The organism is Gammaproteobacteria bacterium (assembly GCA_028819075.1).
In the GTDB taxonomy this organism is placed as follows: domain Bacteria; phylum Gemmatimonadota; class Gemmatimonadetes; order Longimicrobiales; family Gaopeijiaceae; genus BD2-11.
The window spans coordinates 16,255-33,977 of the sequence record JAPPMM010000028.1; the positions used below are offsets into that span (position 1 = coordinate 16,255).

General features: G+C 68.1%; 11 protein-coding genes. 1 reads left to right on the forward strand and 10 read right to left on the reverse strand.

Going from position 1 to position 17,723, the window contains the following annotated elements; translation table 11 throughout:
• Positions 1 to 72 precede the first annotated feature (72 nt).
• Positions 73 to 7,239, reverse strand: coding sequence for an acyltransferase domain-containing protein (locus OXU32_06360; GenBank protein MDE0073587.1), 7,167 nt, complete (start codon positions 7,237 to 7,239; stop codon positions 73 to 75).
• Positions 7,240 to 7,471: 232 nt separating this feature from the next.
• Between OXU32_06360 and OXU32_06365 the strand changes: the two genes are divergently transcribed.
• Entirely contained in the window at positions 7,472 to 8,533 is a 1,062-nt protein-coding gene (locus OXU32_06365) for an NAD-dependent epimerase/dehydratase family protein (GenBank protein ID MDE0073588.1), read from the forward strand.
• On the opposite strand, the gene OXU32_06370 is transcribed toward OXU32_06365, so the two are convergent.
• The 9 genes from OXU32_06370 to OXU32_06410 form a co-directional block, all read right to left on the reverse strand.
• Positions 8,530 to 8,802, reverse strand: a complete 273-nt coding sequence (locus OXU32_06370) for a hypothetical protein (protein MDE0073589.1) — start codon at positions 8,800 to 8,802, stop codon at positions 8,530 to 8,532. The genes OXU32_06365 and OXU32_06370 overlap by 4 nt on opposite strands.
• Positions 8,803 to 8,858: 56 nt before the next feature.
• Entirely contained in the window at positions 8,859 to 9,200 is a 342-nt protein-coding gene (locus OXU32_06375; protein ID MDE0073590.1) for an STAS domain-containing protein, read from the reverse strand.
• 244 nt (positions 9,201 to 9,444) lie between these two features.
• Complete coding sequence (locus tag OXU32_06380; GenBank protein ID MDE0073591.1) at positions 9,445 to 10,158, reverse strand: molybdopterin-dependent oxidoreductase; 714 nt, start codon at positions 10,156 to 10,158, stop codon at positions 9,445 to 9,447.
• 119 nt (positions 10,159 to 10,277) lie between these two features.
• Complete coding sequence (locus OXU32_06385; protein MDE0073592.1) at positions 10,278 to 11,645, reverse strand: alginate export family protein; 1,368 nt, start codon at positions 11,643 to 11,645, stop codon at positions 10,278 to 10,280.
• 265 nt (positions 11,646 to 11,910) lie between these two features.
• The gene (gene hemG / locus OXU32_06390) at positions 11,911 to 13,239 is read right to left on the reverse strand and encodes a protoporphyrinogen oxidase (GenBank protein MDE0073593.1); all 1,329 of its coding nucleotides are present in this window, start codon (positions 13,237 to 13,239) and stop codon (positions 11,911 to 11,913) included.
• Complete coding sequence (gene hemH / locus OXU32_06395) at positions 13,236 to 14,474, reverse strand: ferrochelatase (GenBank protein MDE0073594.1); 1,239 nt, start codon at positions 14,472 to 14,474, stop codon at positions 13,236 to 13,238. The genes hemG and hemH overlap by 4 nt, the downstream gene beginning before the upstream one ends.
• Positions 14,440 to 15,489 (reverse strand): uroporphyrinogen decarboxylase, encoded by a 1,050-nt coding sequence (gene hemE / locus OXU32_06400; GenBank protein ID MDE0073595.1) that lies wholly within the window; start codon positions 15,487 to 15,489, stop codon positions 14,440 to 14,442. Before hemE ends, hemH begins: the two co-directional genes overlap by 35 nt.
• Positions 15,486 to 16,784, reverse strand: coding sequence for a glutamate-1-semialdehyde 2,1-aminomutase (gene hemL / locus OXU32_06405; protein MDE0073596.1), 1,299 nt, complete (start codon positions 16,782 to 16,784; stop codon positions 15,486 to 15,488). Before hemL ends, hemE begins: the two co-directional genes overlap by 4 nt.
• A complete protein-coding gene (locus OXU32_06410) occupies positions 16,781 to 17,695 on the reverse strand; it encodes a uroporphyrinogen-III synthase (GenBank protein MDE0073597.1) in 915 nt (304 codons plus the stop codon). Before OXU32_06410 ends, hemL begins: the two co-directional genes overlap by 4 nt.
• Between the last annotated feature and the right edge of the window lie 28 nt (positions 17,696 to 17,723).

The window sequence follows — 17,723 nt, forward strand, 5'->3', positions numbered from 1 at the left end:
CGGCCAGGGTGCCCGCCAGTGGCGGGACGGGATGCCGTTTGGTGGGCGAGTGGGACATGTGGTCGATTGTGCTCAGCGGTTCGAGCCGGTGGCAGCCCTGGTCGCGCGAGCGGGCGTCTGGGACTCGCCGTCCGGATCGGAGGCCGATGAGGAGTCATCATTCCGAAAGTAATCCTCGAGCCGGTTCGCGAAGGGCGAGATTCTCTTCCGCGCCCGGTGGGACGACCGCCCGGACTCGGCTACCGAAGCGTCTGGTTCGGCGGCTGGCTCGGACGCCCCGTTCGCCCCCGCTCCTTCGACAATGTTCCGCGCGAGCGAAAGGGCCGTGGCGGTGGTCATCAGCTCAAGGGCGCTGACCTGATGGTTGTACTGCGTCTGGATGAACGCGCCCAGCTCCGCCACCGAGATCGAGGTGAGCCCGAAGCTCGAAAGGGGCTCGGTCACCTCTCCCTCCTCGTGCCCGCACAGTTCGGCCACCTTGGCCGAGATCTGGGCGACGACTCCCTCGACGGTCAGATCGCCGCCTGCATCCACCTCGAACGCCGCCTGATTGTTCACCAGCCGTCCATTACGCATGTAGTCGGGGGAATCGACGGACCAGGGCGGGTTGGAGAACAGCGCGGTGACGAGATGGTGCTGCCCGGACATGGTGCGCAGGGCGTAGTCGAGATTGGCGATCGCGAAATTGGCGCTCACAGTCGTCATCCCGGCCGCTCTCATCATGCGCATGACGTGAAGGCTGCGCGCCGCCATCCCGACCTCGGTGACCGGACCCAGGTTGTAGGAGAGGGCGGGGAGGCCGCGTCGCCGGCGCCAGGCGGCCAGCCCGTCGAGGAAGCTGCTGGCGCCGCTGTAGTTGATCTGCCCCAGGTTGCCGAAGGTCGAGGCAATCGAGGAGAACAGCACGAAGTAGTCGAGATCCCGGTCGATAGTGGCATGATGAAGGTTGAGCGCGCCCATGGCCTTGGGCGCAAACACCCTTGCCAGCGAATCGGGCGACGTGTCCAGGAAAGATCGGTCCTCCAGCGTTCCAGCGAGGTGGAACACGCCCTTGAGGGGTCGCTCCAGGCCCGTGATACAGCGGTGAACATCCGCCGCGTTCCTAACGTCCCCCGGCACGATGTCGATCTCGTAGTCGTGGGCCATCTTGGACAGCGTCGTGATCTGGCGGATCCACTCGACGTCGCGGCGCCGCGCGGGATCGCGGTCCATGAGGGTCAGATGGCGCGCTCCGGCGGCGATCAGGTAGGGCACGAAGCGGAGACCGAAGCCACCCAGGCCACCAGTGACCAGGTAGGTTGCGTCGGGATCCAGGAAGGGACGGGTGTCCGTGATGCCGAATCCCCGGTCCGCGGGGTCGGTCGGAGCCTGAAGAACCAGCTTGCCCTCATGCTGGCCGGTCGTCATCAGCCGAAGCGCCTTCGCGTAGTCCCGATAGGGAAAAGACGTCAACGCGGGAGGCGCGACCGCGCCCTCGCCCATGAGGTCGACGCAGGCCTGGGAGAGCACGTGCGACAGTACCGGGTCGTCGAGCATCAGACGGTCCACATCGATCGCGGCGAAGCGCAGATTCTTGCGGAAGACGCGCATGCTGAGAGAGTTGTCGGTGTAGATGTCGACCTTGCCGATCTCGCAGTGCCAGCCGGAAGGACGCAGCGACTCGAGGCAGAGCGCGATGTTGTGGCCGGCGAGCGAATTCAATACGACATCGACGCCTTCGCCTCCCGTGGCCTCCATGAGATCGTCATACCACTGGTGGCTGTGCGAATCGAACGCTCCGCACACGCCCATCTCGATCAACCGGCCACGTTTGCTCTCGTTCCCGGCGGTGGCGTAGATCTCCGCCCCGACGTGCCTGGCCAGGGCGATCGCAGCCTGGCCGACGCCCCCCATCGCCGAATGGATGAGGACTCGCTGGCCCTTCCTCAGACGGGCGAGGTGAATCAGCGAGTAATAGGCGGTCACATAGACGGAGAGCGCCGAGGCGGCCTCCTCCATGCCCAGTGCGGGTGGCTTGAGGAAGGCCAGGTGCTCGTTCACCACGACGCGGTTCGCGACGCAGCCGCCCACCGTAACCGCCACCTCGTCCCCGACCTTCAGGCGCTTGACCCCGGAGCCTGCGCGCCGAACCACCCCGCTGGCCTCGATGCCGACTTCCCGCCCCAGCGCCGAGCGCTCGTAGGCCATGGCCGGCAGAAGCCCGAGCGTGACCATGACGTCGCGAAAGTTGAGCGCGGCCGCGCCGACCTCGACTTCCACGTCCGACGGCCCCAGCGGCGGAAGCGCGTACGTGGTCATCTGGAGCCCGCTCACCTGGCCGGGATTGTCCAGGCGAAGCCGGTACGGAGGTTCGTCACCATCTGGCACGAGCGGGGCGCGCTGCCGCACGCTGACGATGCGCGGGACCCATGGGCGCCCCTCTCTGATCGCCAGTTCGCGCTCGCGCAGATCGCACCGGGTGAGGCGGGCCAGGACCTCCAGGTCATCCTCCGAGCCGATGTCCACAAGCCTGAAGTCGATCCGGGTGTCTTCGGCGAGGAGTTCCAGGGCGATACTGCGCACCGCTCCCCAGAGCGCGCTGCCGCGCGGATCGTCCACGCCACAGACCGCGCCGCGCGTCACCACCGTCAGACGGCAGTCACGGGTCGCGCTCTCCAGCCGATACGGGGCCAGGGCCTGAAGAAACGCCACGAATTCCCAGATCGCACGCTCGCCCGTGGGATCTATCGGATCCGGGCCGACAAAGAAGTCGATCGCTTCCAGATCGGCCGCTCCCGGCGATTCGTCCAGCCAGCTGGAATCGGTTGCCTCGATAGTCGACCAGGGAACGCGGTACACAGCCGGCAAGTCGAGTAGGTCGAGCCAGTTCGCCGCGAGGCTGCCCGGTTCGCCGATCACCCAGCGGGAGCCCGGGGGAGCGGCCACCCGCCCTGCTTCGCGACCGTCCGCGGTCTCGCTGCCGCCAGCGGCGCCGGTTCCCTTCGCCAGGTCGACAAGGTCGTGGGGGGCCTGCAGCAACGTCGTGCGTGACCCCGCGTGTATCGTTGACCAGCCGGCGCCGGCCTCGACTGGATCCCCCTCGCCGTGGCAGACGAGCGCAAGACCGCCGGCGACCATGAGCCGATGAACGAGCGTCCACTGCGCGGTCCCAAAACCGCAGGCTTCCGCGTGCAGGAGCACGAGCTCGGCGGCGGCGGGCCGCAACAGCCCCGAATCCATCTCGAGTTCCCGGGCCTCGGCGGAGCACGGATCGAGCGAGTCGAACCGAATTGCGGCGTCGTGGTGGTTGAAGGCGTCGTAGAGCGCGCGGGTGTACTCCTCGTCCGCGCCGAGGAGCCAATACTCGGTCTGGGCGTCCGGACAAGACAGGCGTTCCAGACACCGGTTCAGAATCGCCTCGGCGGGCTCGCAGCGGCCCGCGATCTCGATCACATGGCAGGCGTACCGGTGGCCGAGGGTGCCTTCTTCGAGGGCCGCGATCAAGTCGGAGGGATCGACCTCTTCGCCTCGGAGCGCGTCGCCGATGGGAGGCCGTGCCGGCAGGAACTTGGGCTGCCACCGGATGAGGTGCTTGCTGTCCGGGACATCGCTCCACCGGGGGTTGCTGTTGAATGAATGATATTCTCCGATGTGGGCGATCAATTGCCCGGTGGCGTGATCGTAGAAGCTGAGGCGGCCGATATAGAGTTCGCCGAGCGGCTTGTTGTACTGGCCGCGCTCATCCACGTCGAACCAATCGCCGGTGTCGACCAGGAAGCAACTGATGCGCGGCCCCGTGGGCGGACGCAGGAAGGTGATGTCGCATGCCCGTTGCGGCATGGAAAAGAAATCCGGCAGGCGCATGAGGTAACGCAGGAAGATCTGCAGCCCGCCGTCCGTCAGCGGGGGGTACAGGACATAGCCTTCTTCCCGGCCGGACGCCCACAACTCCCCGTCGACCTCGATCTCCAGCAGCAGATCCGTCGAACCAGAGTCCATTTCTATCTGCCGGATGCTGCGGAAATGCGGTCCGAACTCGAAGGCGTCCCCCACGACTGCTTCGATCTGGTCATAGAAGTCTTCCCCCGTCGCGAGGGGCGAAGGATCGAAGTCGGACGCCAGGACCTCCTGCAGCGTCGGAAGGGTGTCGACGGCGTGGTCTTCATCTACCCGGCGAACCCTGCCACGGCAGTGGAGCGTGCCTTCGTCGTCGTTCTCGAAGGAGCGGGTGGAGATGGTGAAGGTGAACTGGTCCGGAGCGTCGGGCACCGGAAAGAGGGCCGTCTGCAGTCTCACCGGCGTCCGGCCGACGGGTGTGTGCTGCAGGAACTCCATCTCTTCGATGTGCACCGGACTGCCAGCGAAGGCCTGCAGAATCAACTCGATGTAGCCGGCGGCCGGGATGATCGGCGCCCGATGCACCCGATGGTCGGTCAGCCACGGAAAATCCCGCTCGGAGAGACGCGCCTCGAAGAGCATGTGGTCGCACGCGACTCTGTGGCCGACGAGCGGGCCGTGGGAGTACTCGCCGCGGTGGACAAACATCTCGTCGTCGACCAGGTCGTCGTGAGTGGTCGTCTGTTCCTGAGGATGCCCGGGGAGAAGATGGGGGACGGGTCTGGGACGCGGATACTGGGACGCGAAATCGAGCGGGACGCCGGCCTTGTAGAGCGCGCCGAGCGCTTCCTGGAAGCCCATGCAGACATCCTCGTCCTTCATCAGCGTCGGGATAGAGTCCGGGGCCGAGGCGCTCCCTTCCAGGCACTGCCGTATGAGCGGTTGCAGGGCGCCGTGAGGTGCGATCTCCAGAACCACGTCGGGACGGTAGTCCCGGCGAACCGTCTCCATGGCGGCAGCGAAGCGGACCGGCTCCCGGATGTTGGACCACCAGTACGCGGCGTCCAGGCACTGCGTTGCCCTGCCGGTGACCGAGGACACAAGTGGCACATCGGAGTCGAACGCGCACTCATCCAGGAAGGAGAGCGACGTCATGACATCGTCGTGGAGAGGGTCCATCGCCGGCGAATGAAAGGCGATGTTGCCGGGAATCAGCCGATTCTGAAGGCCGCGGCGGTCGAGTTCGGCCATGACGGGCTCGAGCGCAGGCCCCTTTCCGCAGATGACGGTGTTGGCGGGCGAGTTCTCGCAGGCGATTTCAACCCGGCCGGGTCGATGGTTGCCGGAACGGAACGAGACGCCGAGTTCGTCCAGAAGATCCTCCACGCCCCGCCGGTCGAGTCCGATCGCCAGCATCCGACCCGAGCCGGCCACGCGCTGCTGCAGAGTGGCGCGGTGGTAGACCAGATGGGTGGCCTCGGCAAGGGAAAGCGCGCCGCTGGCGTAGGCGGCGGCCACCTCTCCCGAACTGTGCCCGACGACGCAGTCCGGGTGTACGCCCCAGGTCGACAACAGCTCCACCAGGGCGCATTGCAGCATGAAAATCGCGGGCTGGGCCAACCGGACTTCGTTCAATTCCTCCTGGCTTGCGAAGAAACAGGCGTCGCGCAGGGAGGAGGCGGAGTGCTTCCGCCACTCCTCCTCGATGGCGTCGACCACCCGGCGGAAGACAGGGTCGGCGTCGTAGAGCGCTCGCCCGCATCCCGCCCATTGGGTACCCTGCCCCGAGAAGACCATGGCGACCCGGCGGTCCCCTTCTTCCACGGTGGTGGCCGGGGATGGGTCCTCCGCAAAGACCTCCAACGCCTCGGCAAGCTGGTCGCGGTCGCGAACGGCGAACGCGGTACGTGCCGCCAGGTGGCTCCGGCGTCGTCCGAGATTGCCCGCCAGGGTGTAGAGATCGGTTTTCGACTCGTCGAGGAGCCCGAGCATGCTGCGCGCGCTGTGCACCAGGGCGTTTGCCGTACGCGCCGACAGGGGGATCATGTAGCCCGCGCCGGGAGCCAGAGGCACCGACCACACAGCGCGCTGCGCCCGGCGGTATTCCCTGACCACACAATGTCCGTTGGCGCCGCCGAACCCGAAGGAATTGATCCCGACTACGACCGGACGGTCCGGGAATGGTTCGCATGCCGTCTGCACCTGCATCGGGCAGCTGTCGAAGTCGATCTCCAGATTCGGTGCCAGGAAGTTCCGCGAAATGGGCGCAAAGGTACGCCGCTCCATCATCAGGACGACCTTCAGCAGCGCGCAGCTGAATGCCGCGGCTTCAAGATGCCCCACGTTGCTCTTCACGCTGGCGACACGCAGCGGAACCTCGCGCTCAACCCCACCGAAGGCTTCGGCGATGGCGTTCCCCTCGATGCGGTCGCCCACCACCGTGCCGGTGGCGTGCGCTTCGATATAGTCGAAGTCCTCAGGGCCCAGCCCCGCGCGCTCACAGGCCGTACGCATCAATTCGACCTGCGAATGACGGGTCGGCGCGGTGATGTAGCGCCCCTGGGCCAAGCCGACCGCGTCGTCCGCGGTCCCTGCGGTGTTGACCGCCGTGGCCGCGACTACCGCAAAGATGTGGTCGCCGTCCCGTTCCGCCGCTTCCAACGGCTTGACCGCGAAGATGAACGCTCCTTCGGCACGCATGTAGCCGTTGGCGTCGGCATCGAAGGAGTGACACCTGCCGTCGGGACTGATGACGCCGAGAGCGTTGAAGGAAGCGCTGCAGCGGGCCGACCCGAGATACGTCGCAGCACCCACCAGAGCCCGGTCGCAGTCGCCCTGCCGAATCGCGTTCATCGCCGTGTGCAACGCCGTCAGGGACGCCGAGCAAGCCGTGGAGCACGCCACGGAAGGTCCCATGAGGTTGAGGTGGTAGGAGATGCGGTTCGCGAGCATCGAGGCGTCGATGCTCAGAATGGAGAACTCGTTGGTGCCGTACAGCGCCCGCCAGTTGGCCGTCGATGCGACCTGCGCCCCGATGAAGACTCCCGTGGAGCTGTTGCGGAGTCCCTTGAGGTCCCACCCGGCGTGCTCGCAACTCTCCCAGGCGCAGCCAAGCAACATCCGGATCTGAGGATCCATGTACGCCATTTCATTGCGCGACACCCCGAAGAGGCTGCGATCCATCCGCTGCTCCCCCTCGTCGCGTATCAGACCCTCGTACGCGCTCCCGAATCGTCCCGGACCCGAGAGTCCGCCGATCGGCTGGTAGCCCCGGCCGTAGCGGTCGGTTACCGGCTCCCGAACGATCTCGCGCTGGCTGAGAAGGCGCCAGAAATCGTCATCGCTGCGGATGCCCCCAGGCATCCGGTAGGCGTATCCGACGATGGCGACGGGTTCTCTCGACCTGTCACTGCCTGAGTTCATTGTAGCTCCCGCATCCCCCGATGCCTCGCACGTCTCGCTGACCCCGCACGTCGCTCGATCTCTGCGGGCTCGCCCGTCGTTTGACGTCCACGACCTCGAATACAAGAATCGCGTGGAATGTCGCAAAACTACAAGATAATGTCGCAGCCCCGGTCGACAACCGACAGGTGCCCGGGCTCGTAGAAGGCAACCGATCCTGCTCCGTCAAGCCTCGGTTCGGTATGTTCCGAGCATGTCGACCCAGGCAACCACCCGGCGTCGCGGCCCGGTTCTCGTCACGGGCGGAAACGGCTACGTCGCGTCCTGGCTGGTCAGGAGGCTGCTCGAACGCGGTTTCGACGTCCACGCGACGGTGCGCGACACGGCGGATCCCGCCAGGACCGGCCACCTGAGAGCGGTTGCGCGGCGGCGTCCCGGAAAGCTGAGCCTGTTTGACGCCGATCTCCTGGACGCCGGCGGGTTCGACCGTGCGATGGCGGGCTGCCGCATCGTCTTCCACACGGCCTCGCCGCTTATCGTGCGCGACGTGGTGGATCCCGAAGGCGACCTTGTGCAGCCGGCTGTCCGCGGCACCCGCCACGTCCTGGAAGCCGCGAACCGGACTCCCTCCGTCCGGCGCGTGGTGCTCACCTCAAGTATCGTGGCCGTCTACGGCGACGCGGCGGATCTCGCGGAAACCCGGGCCGACCGATTCGACGAGAGCCATTGGAACACAACCAGCAATGTGCAACACCAGCCCTATTCCTACTCCAAGACGCTGGCGGAGCGGCTGGCATGGGAGATGGCGGACGGACAGGACCGGTGGGATCTGGTAGCCGTAAACCCCGGCCTGGTGCTCGGACCGGGCCTTGACCGCAACACGAGCGCCGAGGGCGTCCTGATCATGCGCGACCTCGGAAACGGCTACTATCGCTTCGGCGCCCCCGAGCTCGAATACGCCATCGTGGATGTGCGCGACGTCGCGGAGGGTCACCTGCGCGCCGGATTGATCCCGGAGGCCCGAGGCCGCCACATTATGGTCAGTGAGACGCTGAGCCTGATCGAAATCGCTTCGATTCTGCGCAGTCACTTCGGCGACGGCTATCCATTCCCCCGTCAAACCGTGTCCAAAGTGGTTGCGCTGATGCTCGCGCCCCGGCGGCGAATCCCGCAGGCCGTGGCGAGGCGCAACGTCGGCCATCCGCTGAGGTTCGACAATCGATACGCGAGAGACGCTCTCGGAATGACCTTCCGCCCGGCGGCGGAATCAATCGTCGACCACTTCCGGCAATTGCTCGACGACGGCCTGGTCTAACCGCCCTCCACGACCCGCTTTGCGGTTTCGTCGGCCAACTCGAACATGCCGGCCAGAATCTGCTTGCGCTTGAGCTTCAGTTCTTCGACTCGTGCCCAGAGAGCCGCGCGGATCGCCTCGGTCGCGGCCTTGCGCACCTCCGGGGCCAGATTGGTGTCGTTCCGGAACTCATATTTCTCGACCGCGAAATCCGCGATGTCGAGAATGTTCTCGCCCACGATGTTGAAGTCGACGGAGCGCTTGATGGTGATCGCCCTCTGTTCGCTCATTGCTTGGTTCTCCCTGGAACGTGAAAAACATTCATCGGGTCGGTTCAGACGCGCGGTCAGGAGCCGCCGACCGCGTCGATGGCGGCGGCCTGTGACTCGTGCACGGGGATCAACTGGTCGAATCCGCTGATGGCCACGACCTCGCGATTCAATTGGGTGAGGGAGCAAAGGGCGAACTTCCCGCGCCCGACCTTCCTGGCCAGGATCAGGCATGCCCTGAGGCCGGCGCTGCTCATGAACGCGACCTTCTCCATGTCCACAATCAGGAAATCGTCGTCCGTGCTCAGGCCTTCCTCGACAAGACTTCGGAACTCGTCCGCGCTCGCGTTGTCGATTCGGCCCAGCACCGAAGCGATCGCAACGCCTCCCTCGCGTCGCCACTTCACGTCGATTCTCATCCTCTCTCTCCCTGCAGGGGAAACCCGGTTACTTGCGTGATGATGTCTGAAACTGTCGCACCCGGCTCAGGAAGTGTCGTACACGTCCTGATAATCCGATCCGGAACGCAACATAGCAAACCGTGAGCAACGCGCCAGCCCCGGCCGCATGGACCAGGAAGGACACGATGCGATGCCGATCGTCCCTCACCGGTTTGCAGCATGCCGCGTTCCGGCAGAGACGCCGATGCCGACCCGCGTCGCGTCAGGCTCCCCGCGTCGGCACCTCGCGGAACGGCAGCGACGGCGAACCGAAGGTGATCTCCTGAACGGCCTTCACGCTGCGGCCCCCGTAGCGGAACGGGATCACCAGACGGAACGGAGCGCCGTTCACGGGGGGCAGCGGCTCATCGTTGAGCATCCATACGAGCATCGTCTGGCGATGACGCATGGTGGGGACTTCCTCGTCCGTATAGTAGCCGTCGTGCGAGATGATGCGGCAGTAGTGCGCCGTGGGCGCCAGGCCGATCATGTCCAGGACGTCGTTGAAACGGACGCCGGTCCACTTGGCGATGCCGGTGGGCCGGGGCGCGCCGCACTGGAGCAGCGTCACCATGGAGTGCCGGGGCAGGTCCGCCAGGTCGTCGTAGCGCAGGGTGCCGTGCAGCCGGGACAGCCGGCTCGCGGCGATGCGGATGCTGGCGGTGCGGTAGTCGAGGTCGGTGTCGGGCGCCTCGCCCCCGGTATAACGGTAGATGACGCCGTCGATGGGGCCGGCGGATCCAGGGGGATGCTCGGGGGCGGAGCCGTCGGCATTCAGCGGCAGATCGGCGCGTGTGCGGATCTCGCCCTCCACCAGCCGATCCGGGAACTCCTGAGCTTCCTGCGCAAGGACCCGGTCGGGCTTCACCACCCCCATGGAAAGGCCGGCGACGGCCGTCCCCGATACCTTGATCGCGTCGCGTCGTGTGAGCTTCATGGAGTGCCTCCCGGGCATAGCGTTGGTTAGCCTGTCGGACAGGGTCAACGTAGGTGGCGCGAGACGGGTCCACAAGCGAGTTCCCGGGCTCGCGCGACGCCCGAACGACGGGCGCGACGTCAGAACGAGACTGTCGTCTGCGCGTAGAAGTAGGTAGGGTCGCTCTTGTCCGCGCTCGCGGGCAGATCTCCCGCGAACAGGTGAGCTCCCCCGGCCTGGAACCGGAGGCGGCCCGGCCGCACGTCCCAGCGCACCCGGAACTCCACCTGGTTGCCGATGTGGCTTTGCGCCTGGCCCGCAGGACTCGAGATGTCCGCGACCAGCCAGGCGTCGCTGACCGTGGCCAGCCAGTAGGCCCGCAAGGCCACGAACGTCTCCACGCCCGCGCCCGGCGTCAGGCTCAGGTGCGCACCGGGGGAGCTGATGTTGGTCCGGGGAACCAGCCCGTAGATGCCGCTGGGCCCGAAGTCGCCGCTGCGGGAGCCGAACAGGCCGCTGAAGCGGTTGTTCTGCCCGTCCGTGGGATCCCTGTCCCCGCTCGCATAGTCGTATTGCAGCTTGAGCCGCGGAGCACCGGGAGCCGCGAAGGTATAGCCCGCCTCGATGTGGAAATACCGTGCGCGATGATCCAGGTCCGTCGTCGCCGACTTCGACATGCGGGACCGGCCGAGCTGGAAGATCGACTCGAACTGGTAGTCGAAGCTGGCCTCCGCCGCAGGACGATGGAGTCGCGCGCCGAGCGTGTGGAAGTCCCGGTCGGCGGTACGCCGTCCCGGGCTGTCGCTTTCGTCGAGCCCGAAGTAGTAGAACTCGCCCTCGTCGCCCCAGGGAAGGCCGGCCGGCGAGTAGTGGACGCCCCAGAAGCGCACGTTGCCGGACTCGGTGTCGAACTTGGGCCGATTCTCCAGGATGTCCCCGGACACCTGGCGCTGCACCGGGAAGGTGAAGAACGTGCGCAGTCTGCTGTCGTCGGGACCCGTCCACTGCCAGTCGACGCCGGTAAAGGCGTACGAGACGTTGGTGAAGTTGTCGCGCGCGATCAGGCGGCGGCTGCCGATGTCCATGGTGACGCGCCCGCCCCGCAGCACGCTGCTGCTCCCTTCCGCGAGGAGGTTGTCGACCGGGACCTCCACATAGGCCTGCAGCAGGTCCACGGGGTTGACGATGCTGGTCGACAGCGGCGTCTCCGCGTCCGCCAACTCCGTGCGCGCGTCCTGGAATTCCGTGCTCACGCGGAATCGGCCAGCGTCCAGTTCCACCGCCGCCAGGGTGCGGAAGACAAGCAGCCGGTCATCGCTGCTCCGGCCGGCCCGGAACTGGTTGTTCAGGTGCTCGTAGCGGGTCCGGTGCTCCACGGAGAACGAGACGGCAGGTGTCAGCTCCGGCGGTTGCTGTCCGCCGGCGGGGTCTTCGGCTGCCTCTCCGTTGGTCTCGCCGCCCGGAACGGCCTGAAGCGCGATCGCCAGTACTGCGGCAAAGGGTACCAAGGTGTCTCACCTCCTCGCAACGACGTAGCCCGGAATGTGCTATCATCCGGTTTTTCAACGGGTTAGCAGCCACCAGAAGGAATCCCTGTCGTCGGTGGCGCCCGGATCCGCAACGAAGTTCGTTCCCAGGCCGCACCCAGGTCAATGAGGTCCGGCGCCCGTTCTGTAACGATGCAGGCACGGTGTGACTGCCTGTCTGTAACGATGCGGAAACAGGCCAACTCGGAGGCACCGGCCGCGCAGCGGTTCTGGGGCGATGGCGCGCCTACCGCCGGTCCCGGTCAAGGCTCGCGGCCAGCGCTCGGGCCCGCGCAAATCGTCCCGTCAGGCCCGGGCGGCTCTCCCAGTTGGCAGTGACGTGGAGCCCCGGCGGCAGCCGGACCCCCGCGAGGGCCGACCACGACGTATCCCATGCGGGCATGGACGGACGCGCGACTCCCAGTGGCTCGGCGCCGTACCCGGTGCAGCGCTCGAATTCGGAGGCGGCCCGGACGCCCAGCGCCTCGTTCGTGCGGGCTTCCATCAACCTCCCGCGCGCGGCGGCGGAGTTGCCCATCGAGCCGGATGGCGCGCCACGCGGCTGGGCCGGATGGGCAAGATAGGCGGTGTACACCCCGTTGCGGTCCGGTCGCCCCCCTCCCCCGCCGAACAGGCAGTGGCTGAAGGTCACGCCGCGCAGCGCGCGCGGCTCCGCCAGCGACACCTGGAAGCCGATCCCCCGAAGGTGGGTGTCGGCGCGCAGGTGCACGACCGCGAGCGGATTGTAGCGGAGGCCACCGATGCGGGCGGACGTGTCCGGTGCGATCTGGGCGATCAGCCCGGCTGCCACCGGCGCCGGGACCGCGAGCACCACCTGCTCCGCCGGCAGCGTCTCGTCGTCCAGCACGACCGACCAGCCGCCGAGTCGCGGTTCGATGGCGCGGACCGGGGCGTTCAGGCGCACCCGCTCGCCGAGGGCACGGGCAAGTGCGCGCGGCACGCTCTCCATCCCGTCGGCGAAGGAACAGATGCGGGGCGCGCGCGGGGCGCGGCGGAGGAGGCGGGAGAGCACCAGGCTCCGCCCGATCCCCATATCGCGCAACAGTCCGGCCAGCGACAGTCCCACGACCATGTCCCCGGGGTCGGTCCCGTAGAGACCTCCATAGAGTGGACCCACGACGTGCTCGTACAGCTCGCGCCCCAGCTTGCGGGAGAAGAACCCGGCCACTCGCTCGCCTTCGCGCGCTCCGGATGTGAGGGGCTCGAGCATCGCGCGAAGCTTCCCGCGCCAGCTTACGGCATCGGACCTCAGCAGGCCCTGCATGGAAAGGGGCACACGGCGAAGCCTGCCGTCCCGGTAGATGAAGAAGTCGAGGTCTCGGGGCGCCAGGATGAGCGATTCGCCCAGCGCCAGCTCGTCCACCAGAGCTGCGAACGGCGCGGTGAGGCGGGCCCGCTGGGGGCCGTTCTCGAGGAGCAGCCCGTCCACGCGCTTGCTGCTCACGATTCCGCCGGGACGGTCTTCGGCCTCGAACACGACGCATTCGCGCCCCCTTCGGACCAGCTCGCGGCCCAGGGCGAGGCCGCTCATGCCCCCGCCGACGATCGCGATCAAGGAGGGTGATGGGCGGTGGGCGGGCGGGCGGAGCCGTGATCCGGCCGGGAGCCTGGTGCGGCCCTGGAGTCCGGCTTGATGTACGGGCTCGGAGCGAGGTCGCGCGCGCCGTTCGTGCACCAGGTGCCCGGTACCGGCCGGCAGCGGCAGGGCGCCAGCGCCGGATCCTCCGCCGAGGACTGGCCCAGCGCCTGACCCACGAGATCCGCGAGCACGCCTGCGAAGCGGGGATCGTCGTGGGGCACCGGCACCCGGTAGATCTCCTTGCCCATCGCCTCCACCGCTTCACGCAGCTCGCGGTCCAGTTCGTCGAGGGTCTCCGACTGCTCGTGGATGAAACTGACGGCGTCCACCACCAGGCGCCGCTCCGCCAGCGTCTCGATGCGCTCCTCGTTGTCCGGCCAGGTCCAGGCGATGCGCCGGTTGGTGTGGTTCTGGAAGCCGACGGCGAACCGGTCGCCGACGCCCAGCGCTTCGGCGATCTCCCCGCAGTGCTCCTCGACGTAGCGGTCGTAGCGGTTGCCGTCGAGGATGTATTTCACGGGCGTCCCGTGGGCGGAGAAATAGAGAATCGTGTCCGGATCCGAGAGGTCGAGCGCGTTCTCGCGCACGAAGGCGCGGATGTGTTCGGCTCTGAGCGCCCGGTATCCCGGATGCCGGTGCCAGCCGCCGACGCCGATGAAGGGCACGTCCCAGTCCAGTTCGTCGAGGGCGGCGCGAACCGAGTCGAGGGCGGCGACGGTCGTGGAATGACCGCACATGGGGTAGACCGGTAGTCCCACCAGCACATCCGCCCGCCCCTCTCGCGCGCTGGCCACGCCGTCGCGGATGAAGGGCGGCGTGAACTGGAAGACGGCCTCGATGCGGGCATCCATGCCGCGCGCGGTCAGCGTTTCCCGCAGCGCATCGGCCTGGGCCCGGGCCTGCGTGTCCAGGGGCGAACCGCCGATGGCGCGGTAGGCTTCCACGAGGTGGGGGGCCCGGGCGGCGGCGAGCTGGGCGGCGCGGGCGCGGGCGGAGCGGTCGCTTTCCAGATCGGCGTTCTGAAGGAAGATGCGCTCGAGGAAGGGGGTAACCTCTTCCAGCACCGGTTCGGCCGGTTCGCCGAAGTTGATCAGAAGGACCGCGATTCTCAGGGCGTCACCTCCGGTTGCCTGCCCGGGGCCTGCTGCCCGGGGCCCTCCATGCGTCCCATCGGAACTAGTCCGCGCCCGTCCGGCCGCGCTCGTGGACATGGTCGACCAGGCGGGCGACCTGGTCGGGGTCGGTGCGCCGGTCGATCCCGTGCCCCAGGCTGAAGATGTGCCCCGCCAGGCCTTCCGCTTCGGCAAGCACGGCATCCGCCGCGCGCCTGAGCGCATGCGGGCGCCCGAAGAGTTCGGCGGGATCGAGGTTGCCCTGCAGGGCGCGCCCGCCACCCAGCAGCCGGTCGGCCCTCGAGAGCGGCAGGGTCCAGTCGATGGCAACCACATCGACGTCGAGTCCCCGCATCGAGCGCAGCAGCGGCCCGCCGCGGTTGGGGAAGTAGATGATGGGGCAGTCCGTCGCGGCCCGGACTGTTGCGAATGTCCGGGTCAGCACGGGGTGGATGAAGCGCATGTAGCTGTCCGGGCCGAGCATGCCGATCCAGGAGTCGAAAAGCATGACCGCGTTCGCGCCGGCCTCAGCCTGGGCCACCAGATAGCGGGCCATCGAGCGTCCGAGCGTGTGGAGCAGGGCCAGCGAGGCCTCCGGTTCGCGGCGCAGGAAGCTGCGGGCGGTCATGAAGTCCTTGGAGCCGCCCCCTTCGACCAGATAGCAGAAGAGGGTGAACGGAGCTCCGGCGAAGCCGATGAGCGCGGCCTCCGGGCGGAGTTCGGCGCGGACCGCGCGGATCGCCTCCAGGACGAATGGAACCCCTTCCTCCGGGACCAGTTCGCGCACCGCGCGCGCAGCTTCAGGCGTGCGCACGGGATCGGGAAGCACGGGACCGGGCGCGAACTTCACCTCGACGCCCATCGGATCGAGCGGCGTCATGATGTCGCTGAAGAGGATGGAGGCGTCCATCGCGAAGCGCTCCATCGGTTGCAGCGTGATGCGCGCCGCGATTTCCGGAGTGCGTGTCGCCGTGATGAAGTCGACCTTGCGGCGTAGTTTCCGGTATTCCGGCAGGTAGCGCCCCGCCTGGCGCATGATCCAGATGGGCGTGTGGGGTACCGGCCGGCCCCGGGCGGCACGCTCGAAGACGGTGGCGTTGTCGGATCCGTTCATCCTGCCTGGGCGTCCATCCGATGGATGATCTCGGCGGCCGCTTGCAGCGCGCGCGCGATCTCGGGCTCCTCGTGCGCCGCCGACCAGAACCAGGCTTCGAAGGAGCTGGGGGGCAGATAGATGCCGCGATCGAGCATGCCGTGGAAGAGCCGGTTGAACCGGTCGCTCGATGACGCTTCGGAGGACGGCCAGTCCACGACGGGCGACTCGGAGAAAAAGAGGGACCCCATCGCGCCGACACGGTTCCAGCGGATGGACACCCGGGCATGCGCGCCGATCTCGGCGAAACCGCGGTCGAGGAGGCGGCCCAGGTGTTCGGTGTGGTCGTAGATTTCGGGATGCGCCGCGAGGTGGCGCATCGCTGCCAGTCCCGCGGCCATGGCCAGCGGGTTGCCGGAGAGGGTGCCGGCCTGGTAGACCGGCCCGTCGGGGGCGATCTCGCGCATCAGCTCCCCGCGGCCCCCGTATGCGCCCACCGGGAGCCCGCCGCCGATAACCTTGCCGAGGGTGGTGAGGTCCGGAGTGACATCGTAGCGCCCTTGCGCGCCGGTGAGCCCCACGCGGAAGCCTGTCATCACCTCGTCGAAGATCAGCAGGGCGCCGTGCCGGGTGCAGAGGTCACGCAGGCCGGCCAGGAACCCGTCAGCGGGGGGAACGCATCCCATGTTGCCCGCCACCGGTTCCACGATGACCGCGGCAACGCCCGCCTCCGAGGCGGAGAAGCAGTCCTCCACCGATGCGAGGTCGTTGAATTGGGCGATGGAGGTTTGCCGGGCGGTTGCCGGGGGCACGCCGGGGCTGGAGGGCACGCCCAGTGTTGCCGCCCCCGACCCCGCAGCCACGAGGAAGGCGTCCGCATGCCCGTGGTAGCCGCCCCTGAACTTGACGATCCGGCTGCGGCCGGTGACCGCGCGCGCCAGGCGGATGGCGCTCATGGTGGCCTCGGTGCCGGAGTTGACGAAGCGCACCACCTCGATGCCGGGCACGAGTTCGGCGATGAGCTCGGCGATCTCGACTTCGTCGGGCGAAGGCGCTCCGAAGGAAGTGCCGCGGGTGAGAGCGCGCGCAGCAGCATCGCGCACCTCCGGGTGGTCGTGTCCCAGGATCGCCACCCCCCACGACCCCATGAAGTCGAGATAGCGGTTCCGGTCGGCGTCCTCGAGGTACGCGCCCCGGGCGGAACGGATGAAGCGGGGCACCCCCCCGACCGACTTGAACGCGCGCACCGGGCTGTTGACCCCACCCGGCAGCACCCGGCGGGCGCGACCGAACAGCTCCTCGCTGCGGGAGGTCACGCGCGTGCGTCCGGGTTGGGGGCAGTGGCGCCGAGGGTGTGCGTAGCGCGTCCCAAATCCGCATCCGGGCGCCCGGCCGCGCGCAATTGGACCGCCGCCCGCGACGAGGCATGTTCCAAATCGGCATCGCTACGCCCCGAGCCGGGGTTCCCGAGCAAGTCCACTACCGCCTCGACCATGCCCTCCAGTGTGGCGGTACCCGCCACCCGCGCATTGCCGACCCCCCGGCGGGCGAGCGCCGCGGCGGTCGTGGGGCCGATACACACGACTGTCAACCCAGCGAGGCAGCCGGCGATCTCCCCGCCCAGAGCGCGGTCCACCGCCTCCACCGCCGACGGGCTGGCAAAGGTGACCGAGTCCATCCCGGCGGCCAGGTCGCGGCGCATCCGTTCGGCCGGGGGTGGGGTCACCACCGTGCGGTAGGCGTCCACCCGGCTGACGCGGGCCCCCAGCGCGGTGAATTCCTCCTCCACGGTGGGCGCGGCCCCCGAGGCGGCCGGAAAGAGCACGCGCGCGTCCGCGAGCGGGAAGGTCGCGGCCACCTGAGCGGCCAGGCCGCGCGCGCCCGGCCCGCGCCCCTCCACCGCGACCGCCCAGCCCGCCTCGGCGGCGGCGCGGGCGGTGGCCGGACCCACCACGGCGACTCGGGGGGTGGGGGGTGGGCACGTCCCCACGGCCGCCACCGCGCGCGCGCTGGTGAACACCACCCAGTCGAACCGGTCGAGCCGCGCACACGCCGCCTCCAGCGGTCGGGCATCGCGCGGCGGGGGGTACTCGGTGGTCGGCCACGCCAGCACTTCCGCCCCCGCCGCCTCCAGCAATGCGCGCAGCCGATCATCCCCCGACGCACTGCGCGTCGTCACCACCCGCACACGCGCGAGCGGCACCACGCCGGAAACCGGATCCCCCATGCGCCCTATCGCCCCATCCCCCTGCGTC

Excerpts from the sequence above, each read along its gene's own strand:
- OXU32_06370 (MDE0073589.1), bottom strand. The coding sequence starts at position 8,802 with ATGAGCGAACAGAGGGCGATCACCATCAAGCGCTCCGTCGACTTCAAC.
- hemH (MDE0073594.1), bottom strand. The coding sequence starts at position 14,474 with ATGTCCACGAGCGCGGCCGGACGGGCGCGGACTAGTTCCGATGGGACG.
- OXU32_06360 (MDE0073587.1), bottom strand. The coding sequence starts at position 7,239 with ATGAACTCAGGCAGTGACAGGTCGAGAGAACCCGTCGCCATCGTCGGA.
- OXU32_06375 (MDE0073590.1), bottom strand. The coding sequence starts at position 9,200 with ATGAGAATCGACGTGAAGTGGCGACGCGAGGGAGGCGTTGCGATCGCT.
- OXU32_06365 (MDE0073588.1), top strand. The coding sequence starts at position 7,472 with ATGTCGACCCAGGCAACCACCCGGCGTCGCGGCCCGGTTCTCGTCACG.
- OXU32_06410 (MDE0073597.1), bottom strand. The coding sequence starts at position 17,695 with ATGGGGGATCCGGTTTCCGGCGTGGTGCCGCTCGCGCGTGTGCGGGTG.
- OXU32_06380 (MDE0073591.1), bottom strand. The coding sequence starts at position 10,158 with ATGAAGCTCACACGACGCGACGCGATCAAGGTATCGGGGACGGCCGTC.
- hemE (MDE0073595.1), bottom strand. The coding sequence starts at position 15,489 with ATGAACGGATCCGACAACGCCACCGTCTTCGAGCGTGCCGCCCGGGGC.